4 protein-coding genes and 1 pseudogene are annotated in these 6,970 nt (G+C 75.1%); 1 reads left to right on the top strand and 4 read right to left on the bottom strand.

What is annotated here, in order from left to right; all coding sequences use genetic code 11:
- On the top strand, positions 1 to 1,803 hold a 1,803-nt coding region (locus CWIS_RS07985; RefSeq protein ID WP_048342739.1), incomplete at its 5' end, for a helicase HerA-like domain-containing protein.
- A 4-nt stretch (positions 1,804 to 1,807) separates the two neighbouring features.
- On the opposite strand, the gene CWIS_RS07980 is transcribed toward CWIS_RS07985, so the two are convergent.
- The 4 genes and pseudogenes from CWIS_RS07980 to CWIS_RS18720 all read right to left on the bottom strand — a co-directional run.
- Entirely contained in the window at positions 1,808 to 2,503 is a 696-nt protein-coding gene (locus CWIS_RS07980; protein ID WP_156186599.1) for a metal-dependent transcriptional regulator, read from the bottom strand.
- A 33-nt stretch (positions 2,504 to 2,536) separates the two neighbouring features.
- Positions 2,537 to 4,081, bottom strand: coding sequence for a D-alanyl-D-alanine carboxypeptidase family protein (locus CWIS_RS17580; RefSeq protein ID WP_053071624.1), 1,545 nt, complete (start codon positions 4,079 to 4,081; stop codon positions 2,537 to 2,539).
- A gap of 108 nt (positions 4,082 to 4,189) precedes the next feature.
- Positions 4,190 to 6,007, bottom strand: coding sequence for a metallophosphoesterase (locus tag CWIS_RS07970; RefSeq protein ID WP_048342736.1), 1,818 nt, complete (start codon positions 6,005 to 6,007; stop codon positions 4,190 to 4,192).
- A 119-nt stretch (positions 6,008 to 6,126) separates the two neighbouring features.
- Positions 6,127 to 6,970 (bottom strand): annotated as a pseudogene (locus CWIS_RS18720) (hypothetical protein); the annotation flags it as partial.

Genomic DNA, 6,970 nt, shown 5'->3' with positions numbered 1-6,970 from the left:
CAGGCGGCTGCCGAGGCCGCGGCCGCGCGAGCAGCCGCCGCGCAGGCCGCGCTCGAGGCAGCGGAGGCAGCGGCAGGCAAGGCCCCCGCGCCTTCCGGTCGGGCGACCCCGCCCGAAGCACCCGAGGCCGCTGCTCCGCCGCAGGACGCCGCCCCACCGCAGACCGCTGCCTCACCACCGGGGGCTGCTCCGGCCGAGGCCGTGGCCCCGCCCGCCACCACCGGTTCGTTGTCCGAGCACGCCGCGCAGGTCCAGGCCGGGTACACGTTCGCGGGCGCCACGCTCCCGCTGGGCTCGTTCGTGGAAGACGGCACCGCGGTGCCTGCGGTGCAGGTCGGGCTCCCGCTGGCGATGCTCAACCGGCACGGGCTCGTCGCGGGTGCGACCGGGACGGGCAAGACCAAGACGCTGCAGGTGATGACCGAGGGCCTGTCGGCCGCGGGCGTTCCGGTGTTCGTCGCCGACATCAAGGGTGACCTCTCGGGCCTGAGCGTGCCGGGCGGACCGTCGGACAAGCTGCTGGCGCGCACCGCGAGCATCGGGCAGGACTGGGTCGCGACGGCCTCGCCGGTGGAGTTCCTGAGCCTGGGCGGGGTCGGCACCGGGGTGCCGGTGCGCACGACCGTCACCGACTTCGGACCGCTGCTGCTGTCCAAGGTGCTGGGGCTGAACGCGACGCAGGAGTCGAGCCTGGGCCTGATCATGCACTGGGCCGACGTGCAGGGCCTCGCGCTGCTGGACCTCAAGGACCTGCAGTCCACCATCGCGTTCCTGGTGAGCGACGAGGGCAAGGCCGAGCTCAAGGGCATCGGCGGGCTCTCGGCGGCCACGGCCGGGGTCATCCTGCGCGAGATCGTCACGCTCCAGTCGCAGGGCGCGGACGCGTTCTTCGGCGAGCCGGCGTTCGAGGTCGCCGAGCTGCTGCGCACCGCGCCCGACGGTCGCGGGCTCGTCACGGCGCTCGAGCTGCCCGGCGTGCAGGACCGGCCCGCGCTGTTCTCGACGTTCCTCATGTGGCTGCTCGCGGAGCTGTTCCAGGAGCTCCCCGAGGTCGGGGACCCCGACAAGCCGCGACTGGTGTTCTTCTTCGACGAGGCGCACCTGCTGTTCCACGACGCGTCGGACGACTTCCTCACGCAGATCACGCAGACCGTGCGGCTCATCCGGTCCAAGGGAGTGGGCGTCTTCTTCGTGACGCAGAGCCCCAAGGACGTCCCCGCCGACGTGCTGGCCCAGCTCGGCAGCCGCGTGCAGCACGCGCTGCGCGCCTACACCCCCGACGACGCGAAGGCGCTGCGCGCGGCGGCCCGCACGTTCCCGACCTCGCCGTACGACCTCGAGGAGCTGCTCACCACGCTCGGCACGGGCGAGGCCGTCGTGACCGTGCTGGGCGAGAAGGGCGTCCCGACGCCCGTGGCGTGGACGCGCCTGCGGGCGCCGCAGTCCTCGATGGACCCGGCCCCGGCGGACGGACTGGCCGCGGCCGTCGCGGCGAGCCCGCTCACCCCGCGCTACGCCGAGGCGGTCGACCGCGAGTCGGCCTACGAGCTGCTCACGGTGCGCGCCGAGCGCACCGCTGCCGAGCGCACGGCGGCCGAGCAGGCCGCGAAGGACGCCGCCGAGGCCAAGGCGCACGCGCAGGAGGCCGAGAAGGTCGCCAAGCAGCGCGAGAGGGAGGCGCAGGCGGCCGCCAAGAAGACCCGGCAGCGCACGGGCGGCGCGTTCGACTCACTGCTCCGCTCGGTCGGCACGCAGCTGGGGCGGGAGATCACTCGCTCCGTGTTCGGCACGCGACGACGCTGAGGGCTCAGTCGGTCGTCGGCTCGGGGACGACCCAGATCGCGTGCGCCGCGACCTGGCCGAGGTCCACCTGGCGGCCGGCGACGGCGACCGCCACGGTGCCGACCGCGTCGCGGCGCGCCCCGACCGTCACGACCGTGTCGAGCCCGATGCCCACCTCGTCGAGGTAGCGCAGCAGGTCCGGGTCGGCGTCGCTGATGCGCGCGACCGTGCAGCCGCCGGGCCCCGCGTCCCACAGCATCGTCGCGTCGGGCGCGTCGACACGTCCGTCGGGGCCGGGGATCGGGTCGCCGTGCGGGTCGCGCACGGGATGCCCGAGGTGCTCGGCGATCCGATCGACGAACACGTCGCTGACCGCGTGCTCGAGCACCTCCGCCTCGTCGTGCACCTCGTCCCAGCCGTAGCCGAGCACCTCGACGAGGAACGTCTCGACCAGCCGGTGCCGGCGCACCACGGCGAGCGCGTGCCGACGACCGTCGTCGGTCAGCCCGACCGCGCCGTACGGCTCGTGCGTGAGCAGGCCCTGGTCGGCGAGCCGTCGCACGGTCTCGGACACCGTCGAGGCACCCACGCCGAGCCGCGACGCGAGCAGCTTCGTCGTCACCGGACGCTCGGCCCACTCGGTCGCGGACCACACCACCTTGAGGTAGTCCTGCGCGACAGGGGTCAGCGCGGGCGTGGGTTCGCTCGTGGGGTCGGGCACGACGACCAGGCTAGGCCAGCGCCCGGGCTGCGGTCAGGATCCGTCCACGCTCCAGTGCCACGGCTCGCCCGGCAGGTTGCGCAGGCCGTAGTCGCCCGCGTGCTCGACGAGCCACTCCCACGCGGGCGTCCCGGTCCGGATCAGGCGACCGTGGTCGGTCAGGTCCAGCGCGAGCCCCCACTCGTGGCGCGAGTGGCCCGGTACGGCCGTCGGCGGGTGGCAGACCACGGCGCCCCTGCTGGTCGTGCGGCAGTTGCGCTCGCGCGCGGCCTGCTGCTGCTCGCGACTGCGCCAGCCGGAGGCCCCGAGCTCGATGCCCGCGGCGCGCGCCTGCGTGATCAGACCGTCGACCGCGTCCGCCAGGCACGCGTGCACCCGCACGCCGTGGCTGGTCAGGACGGTGCTCGCGAGCGGGACGGGCGCGGTGACGAGCGTGCAGTCCACGGGCTGCTCGACGCTCACGAGCACGTCCTGCGGCACGTCCATGCGCCACAGCTCCTGGCCGTTGCCTGCGGTGAGCAGGGCGCCCGCGGAGTCGAGCCGCAGCGTCGTCCCGGGCACGGCCGCGCCGTCCGGGGCGGGCGTGCCCCACAGCGCCCCGCCGTCGCCCCCGACGAGCACGAGGCGTCCGTCGCTGCGCACGCGCACGCTCGCCCCTGGACCGGGCACGGCCGGCGCCTGCCAGACGACCGTCTCGTCGTACCGCAGCGCGAGCTCGTCCTGCGTGAGCGTCAGGCGCAGGTGCCCGTCGGGGCCGTCGAGGTGGCCGCCGGTGACCAGCGCGTCGTCGACGGCGAGACTCGCGGCTCCCAGCCCCGTGCCCGAGCTCCAGAGGGCCGACCCGTCGGGCGCGAGGAGCACCAGGTCGCCGTCGTCCTGCAGGACGAGCGTCGAGCCCGGCACAGGTGCGCGGTGCGTGCGCCACACCACGGCACCGTCGTCGTCGCGCACGACGAGCACGCCCGCCTCGTCGAGCGTCAGCGCGGCTCCCTGGCCGTCGGTGCCCGCCGCCCACCGCGGCAGCGAGTCCGGGCCGAGGAGCACCACGTTGCCCGTGCGCCGCACGACGAGCACGTGCCGTCCGTCGGGCGACGTGAGCGGCTGTCCGGGCACGACCGACCCGCCCGCGGTCAGCGCGCTCGCGCGCTGCGCCGTCCCCGTGGCCCAGACCGTGGCGCCCGCCGCGTCGAGGAGCACGAGGTCGCCGTCGTCCCGCACCTCGAGGCGCGCGCCGAGGACCTGCACGCCCTCGTCGGCGTCCGGCGTCCACAGCTCGCGTCCGTCGGGGGCCACCAGACGCAGCCGTCCCTGGGCGTCGAGCCCGAGCGTGGCACCCCGCACGCGCCCGTCGACCGTCCACACCACGTCGCCGTCCGGCCCGTACAGCGACACCCGTCCCGAGCTCTGCACGACGAGCACGGCCGAGCCACCGGGAGACACCAGCGACTCGCGCGCACCGAGCCTCTCGCCCGCCACCAGGTGATCCGTGTCGGCCGCGGCCTGGGCGGGCGCGGTCAGCACCAGCGTCCCGACCAGCGCGACGAGCCCGAGCAGCGCGCTCAGGAGCGCGGCGGTCACCCTCGACCGTCGCGGCCGCTCCCCGTGCCGCTGTGCCACCGCTCCACGGTAAGCCCGTCGCTCGTCGCTGGCACGGGTGAACCGGCGGTCCGCCCGAGCCCGCGTGCGTCACGACGGCAGCATGCCGCCGAACGGACCCGCCCAGCCCTGGTCGGGCAGGACGATCGCCGGCCACGCGCGCCGCGGCTGGACCGAGACCCGCGCGTCCGGGCTGACCAGCACCACCTGGTAGTCCACGAGCAGGCGCGTGGCCGGGTCCCAGCGCAGCACCGTCATCTCGGCCGTCCCGTTGAGCGGCCCGACCGTCGCCTCGCCGAGGGTCGCGCCCGCCGTGCTCGAGCTGATGTAGCGGATGCCGAGGCCCACCTGCCGCGGGTCCGTGCGGCGGTGCAGATGGCCGGAGACCTGCGCCGGGACGCACCCGCTCGCGAGCGCGGACTCACCGACGGCCGGTGTGTGGATGAGCAGCAGGTCGACGCCGCCCTCGTCGCACGCGGTCCGGCCGAGCCGCACGCCCGCGTCCACGGCGCTCTCCCCGAGCGAGGCCGTGCCCGTGCCCGCGCGCGTCTCGTTGGGGTCGGAGTCGCCGAGGATGCGAAGCCCGTCGACCTCGACGACCTTGCCGCCGAGCACCCGCGCCCCCGCACCGGCGTACGCGTCGGCAGACGCCGCGGAGTCGTGGTTGCCGGGTGACACGACGAGCTGGACCCCGTCGGGCACGGCCGAGGCGAACGTCGACGTGCAGTACTGCTCGACCGCGGTGCCGTTGACGGTCGTGTCGCCCGCGTCGAGCACGATCGAGGCGCCCGACCGCTCGACGAGCGTCGTGATGAGCGGTGCCATGCCCACGTTGCAGTGCAGGTCCGAGACGACGACGAGGACGACGAGGTCTTCCTCGGGCGTCGTGGGCGTGGGTGACGGCGTCGGGGTGGCAAACGGCTCCTCGTCGGCCCCCGCCTCGGTCTCCCCACCGTCGCCCTCACCGTCGCCCTCACCGTCGGCCTCACCGGTCGCCTCTCCGGTGGCCGCACCCGTCGGCCCACCCGTCGCCTCGCCCGTCGGAGCACCGGTGGGTGCGCCGGTCGCGTCGGGCAGGGGCGACAGCTCGTCGCCGTCGGCGTCGCGTGCACGCGCCGAGAGCTCCTCGATCTGCGCGCGCTCGTCCCACGACTCCGCGAGCGCGGCGTCCGCACGCGCGTAGAACTCCTGGTTGGTGCGGTACGCCGCAAGCACCTTGGCGCCGTAGGTGTCGATGACGCCGCCGAGCCGCCCCGTGACGCGCGCACCCTCGAGCGCCGTGCCGTCGAACACGCGCGAGACGGGTTGTGACTGCTCGACCCGGCCGGCCGGACCGACGCTCGACGTCGCGACCGCGGCGACCAGCACGACGATCGCGGTTCCGGCGGCGATCCGGACCCGGTGCGCGCCCCAGGTCGACGCGAGCTCGGTGCGCCGCGGCGCACCCAGGGCGAGGCGCCCGAGCCACCACAGCGCGACGATCGCGACGAACGTCGCCGTCGCCCGGCGCAGCGCGTCCCGGACCAGCGCGTGGGTGACGTCGGTGACGGTCGCCTGCGGCGCCGAGAAGAACTGCACGTAGCGCTGCAGGTCCCCCGAGAGCGCCTGGAGCGTCGTGGCGTCGTCCACCTCGGTCAACGACGCGGGGATCTCCTGGACGGTGACCCTCATGCCGAGCGTGAACGGCAGCGGCGAGTCGACCTCGAGCGTCCCGAGCGGGCCGAGGTCCACGACGACGAGGTCGTCGGTCGTGACCGCGTAGTGCGCGAGGTGCGGCCCGAATCCGGCCTCCGCACGGGCGGTCGTCACGCCGGCCACGAGGGAGAGCAGCAACGCGACGAGCGCGAGCGCCACGCGGACGAGCCAGCGCGCGCGGTCGGTGCGCGTCTCGTCCGTCCGGTCGGTCATCCCGTCGAGCCTAGACGCGCGTCGGCGCTTCGCCGGTCATCGCCCGGCCCGGCAGCTCCGCGTCGCGACCGCGACACCACCCGGCGGCCGGTCGCGGGCGCCCGGTGGCCGTGCGCGGTTCACTGGTAGGTGACGAGGTCCGGCACCGGGTCGACCTGAGAGGTCTGCTCGGGCGTGAGGGTGGGCACGTCCTCGTCGACGAAGTTCTTCCAGCCCCAGTGCACCTGGGGCGCCCCCGCGCGCAGGGTGTTCCACGTCCCGCGCTTCGCGGGCTGCGTGCCCTGGCCGTCCACGTGGATCACGGTGGCGAGCTCGTCGTGCGAGGTGTCGAGCTGGTCCCGGTCGCGGATCATCTTCAGCGAGAACTGGTGCAGCACGAACATCTTCTGCGGCAGGTGCCGTGACGCGGTCAGCTCGGCGAGCCAGTCACCGACCGCGTTGACCTCGGCGATGCCCACGGACCCGATCTGCTCGAGGTGCACCTGGTCGGGCTCGAGCCGCCACTCGGGGTCGAGCGCGAGCCCGACGTTCGGCAGCTCGAGGAGCTCGGTGTACTCCTCGGCCTGCGTCAGGAAGTCGTCGCGGCCGGGCTGCAGGTCGAGGACGACGGCCAGGCCCGCGTCGTGCGCGGCGTCCACGAGCGGGCGCAGCTCGGCGACGGTGCGCCGGCGCGAGTAGCTGCCGTCGTCCTCGGCTCCGGCGGACGCGATGGTCGCGATGAGCTCGACGGCCGGGACGACCGTCGCGTCCGTGTACGGCCGGTAGAGGCGCGCGATCCGCTCCGCGCGCGCCACGGTCGCGGGCACGTCCTGCTCGCCGAGCACGCCGAGCGCACGCGAGCCGGGCGTGCCGTACAGCGCGACGTAGCGCTTGTGCGGCACGCCGGGCACGTCCGGGAACACGAGCTGGCCCCCGCCCGGTGCCACGACGCCGGTCGCGGCGGTCGCCACGCGCGTCGCGAGC

The organism is Cellulomonas sp. A375-1 (genome assembly GCF_001040865.1).
GTDB lineage: Bacteria > Actinomycetota > Actinomycetes > Actinomycetales > Cellulomonadaceae > Cellulomonas > Cellulomonas gelida.
This window is presented reverse-complemented; position numbering and strand designations above follow the sequence as displayed.